Raw genomic sequence first — 3,303 nt, forward strand, 5'->3', positions numbered from 1 at the left:
GCAAAGCATTCGTTCATATCGCCATGATTAATTTGATGCTGACCAGGCTGTCCTCGGGGAAGGTATCAAACTTTTAAAACACGCACTTAGGCGCCGCAAGCGCGAACGATACACTTCATGTTGTAGTGCTGGCAGCTAGCTCAAAGCTTTAAACGGTTATTAAAACTGCTCGCATTGTTGATTAATCATGCGGGGCAGCCACAGGTTCTGCTTGTCTGTCCTAAATAATCAAGCCTAACCGCCATGGAATTTTTTTGATCGCGATGCGGCGGCTAGGCTGTAGCTCAGATTCAGTTTTAAACAGGCTTTAAACTCATTTACACTGTGTCGGAAAGCCTATTTGCCCATTCTGATATCCTCCTTTGCCATCAAAAGGAAAATAGTAAAGTACGCGGCCATTCAGGAAAGGAATGAGTCCTGTATTCACATATCCCGAACCGGAGCTGCTCAAATTAAGCGTTGTTGCATTGGCCGCGTTTGTACCTGACATAGAACCGACTGGAAATTTCAACACCGTGCTCGGCCCGGAGGTTAAAGCAAGTTCCTTATCTTTCACGACGCTGGCTTGGGTTTTGCCTCCTTCGACACTTTCATTAGCGTAAACGATGTTATTTTCAAGGTATGGATCCAATGCATCGATTGAGATTGTGGATGCGGCCGCTTTATCGACATCCGTATGAATTTTGGCCGTTGGAGCGCCTGTATCAAACACAATGCCAATTTCATTTTTAGCAAAAGAAGCTTTGGGCAGCGAGAGATTCAAATATCCGTTGAGCAATTGCTCGCAATATGTCGGTATGTTTGAAAAAGGAAACGGTTTCGTAGCGGGCGAAGGCACCTGCATGGGATATAGCGTAAAGTTATCAATATCGGAAGGGGCAAGGCCAATTTGTATTAGGACTTTCGCTACCCTCCCGAATAAGCCTTAATTCTGGGATTACGCAGTTCAGTTCGCAAATAGTCGGAAAACAAATCGCCCCGGACTTGATAGAGGGATTTTTTCAAGGCGTTCGCTTTGACTTTTAAGGAAATCCATACGTGGTAGCAGCAGGCGATGTGATTGCGTTGAGAGCGGGCCTTGCGGCATTGGCATTTCTCGGAGCCGGTCAACTGTTTGAGTTCGCGGTGAAATTCTTCGACCTGCCAACGCACGTCGTTCGCGTGTTGAGCGACCTGCGCGGTCAGGTTATCTCCAGCCCATTGGTAATGAGCCAGTCAATGTCGCCGTTTGGGGCGACTAGCTTGAACAATTTGACCTTGAACGGTACTTTTTTCAGTTTGACGACGACACCGGTTTGGAGCCTCTCCGGCGTCCACTCGATGGCATCTTTTTGAGTATGCCTAAATAGAACAAGAAAAATGGTGATTTCATTTGCAATTAATTTGGGCCTGTTAAATACAATTACCGTTCCATTGTTATCTCATCCTTGATTCGTATAAGCCGATTAATAGCGGCAAGAACTTTTCTGAAAAAATTGTCCCTGTCAATCCTGCAACGGCTACAAAAAACATAGAAACAACTAATTTTCTGATCAAAGAACCATTTCTGGTTTGGAGAACAAATGAAAGACTAAAGGCAATGCTTGTAAACGAAGCCAATATCGATGCCTTACTCGCAAGCGCCGCCGAAATGCTTCCGTGTGAAGCAAGATTGGCTGAAGCGGCCACGGCACTGGCGCTCGACATTAAACCGCCAATGAGGCTAACAGTATAAAACCCGGTTTCTCCAAAAATGTTTTGGGATATTGTTCCAAATATGTGAATGACTAGAAATACAAAACCGTATTTCAATGCAATCCATAAAGAAAATGGTAAACCCAGTTTTAATTGTATAGGTTCGTTTTCGATGAAAACTCTTTCACTACGATAGCTTATCAAAACCAAAACTGCGCTTGTAAAAAACATCAACGTGAACGGTAACCAACTATTTAATAGAACATTTGGCGCCAGAATGAGCAAAAGCATCGCATTACGGGCTAACATCGCCGTTGTTGCCAATAAGATACTTCTATATGCATAGTCGACCAATTTATCGTTATCTTTAACGCGACCGGCAAGTTCAATGACGGTAAAGTTACTGTTTACCAATCCTCCTAAAAAACCAGAAATTTCAGTGCCGCGTACACCATAAATCTTTAAAAGAACATAGTTTGCAAATCCTATGCTTGAAATTAATATAACTGTAACCCATGTTGCTCTTGGATCAATCAATTTTCCGGGGCCAATTGAACCGGAAGGTAATGCCGGATAAATTACGATAGCCAGAATCGCCAAAAGGAGTGCGGAACGTAGTTCGCTTTCGGTTAATCCGACCGAAAAACCGCTTAGAGGTTCTTTCAAAGCCAAAAGAGCAGTGACTATAACCATAATTGCTGCGGGAGAAATGGTATGTCCTTGCCCACATAGAATACCTGCGAAACAGGTGATCAACATGGCGGTGGACGTTGTTAACTCGATAGTTTGCTTAGTATGCAACAATTGCATGTTTAGGGTGTACGTCAATAGTCCGACCAGAAAAAGGCTCAGTAAGGCAAAGTTATCCCCCATTGCGCCTCCTATTCCGCCGAGTAGCGCAATAAATCCGAATGTTCTAAGACCGGCTTCTTTGTCGCGTCTTTCTCGCTCAAGCCCGATTAACAAACCTAATACCAGGCTCAGTAACAAACGGATTAAAGTTTCACCGTAAGGCCAAATAATCGTAGGCAATAAAATTGATTGATTCTGCATTTTATTTTTAAAAATAAATATTCAATTTGTGCATGGATTATATATTCATAAACGAATATATATCGTTTATGCTCCGTCGAACTGATTCAGAATACACCATAATATCCAATTTGTTAGATTATTGTATTTGTTCAATCTTTGGCTTGTTCGAGTTCCTCGGGGAAAAGAGAGTTGTCAAATGCGATGTAAAAGTTAACAATAATCACGAGATAATTTTTGATGATTAGTCTTTTAAAATCGGTATGGCCCGCCTTCGATAGATTATGCGTATCCTGCTCGCCGAAGACGATCCGTCGTTAGGCGCTACCTTGCAATCCTGGCTGCAACTCGACGGCTATGCGGTCGATTGGGTTAAACGCGGCGATCATGCCGAATCGGCGTTGCGCGCCCAATCTTACCAATGTCTACTACTCGACCGTGGTTTGCCCGGATTGAGCGGCGACCGTTTGCTATCGAGCCTGCGAGCCAGCTGCAATGACGTGCCTGTATTGTTGATTACCGCACGCGACGCGTTGTCCGACCGCATTGCGGGCCTTGATCTCGGCGCCGACGATTATCTGGTGAAACCTTTCGACT

4 protein-coding genes are annotated in these 3,303 nt (G+C 44.1%); 2 read left to right on the forward strand and 2 right to left on the reverse strand.

Features of this window, described 5'->3' with window-relative positions:
* Positions 1 to 313: 313 nt before the first annotated feature.
* Positions 314 to 844 (reverse strand): hypothetical protein, encoded by a 531-nt coding sequence (locus EKO24_RS06330; RefSeq protein WP_127030782.1) that lies wholly within the window; start codon positions 842 to 844, stop codon positions 314 to 316.
* Between the two features lie 194 nt (positions 845 to 1,038).
* Here EKO24_RS06330 and EKO24_RS06335 point away from each other — a divergent pair, with 194 nt between their 5' ends.
* A complete protein-coding gene (locus tag EKO24_RS06335) occupies positions 1,039 to 1,335 on the forward strand; it encodes a hypothetical protein (protein WP_127030781.1) in 297 nt (98 codons plus the stop codon).
* 81 nt (positions 1,336 to 1,416) lie between these two features.
* Here the strand turns inward: EKO24_RS06335 and EKO24_RS06340 are convergent, their stop codons facing one another.
* Positions 1,417 to 2,727: an MgtC/SapB family protein gene (locus EKO24_RS06340; protein WP_127030780.1), complete on the reverse strand. Its 1,311-nt coding sequence runs from the start codon at positions 2,725 to 2,727 to the stop codon at positions 1,417 to 1,419.
* Positions 2,728 to 2,990: 263 nt separating this feature from the next.
* Here EKO24_RS06340 and EKO24_RS06345 point away from each other — a divergent pair.
* Positions 2,991 to 3,303 (forward strand): response regulator (locus EKO24_RS06345; protein ID WP_143733189.1); only part of this gene is annotated, 313 nt, incomplete at its 3' end.

The organism is Candidatus Methylobacter oryzae, assembly GCF_003994235.2.
GTDB lineage: Bacteria > Pseudomonadota > Gammaproteobacteria > Methylococcales > Methylomonadaceae > Methylobacter_A > Methylobacter_A oryzae.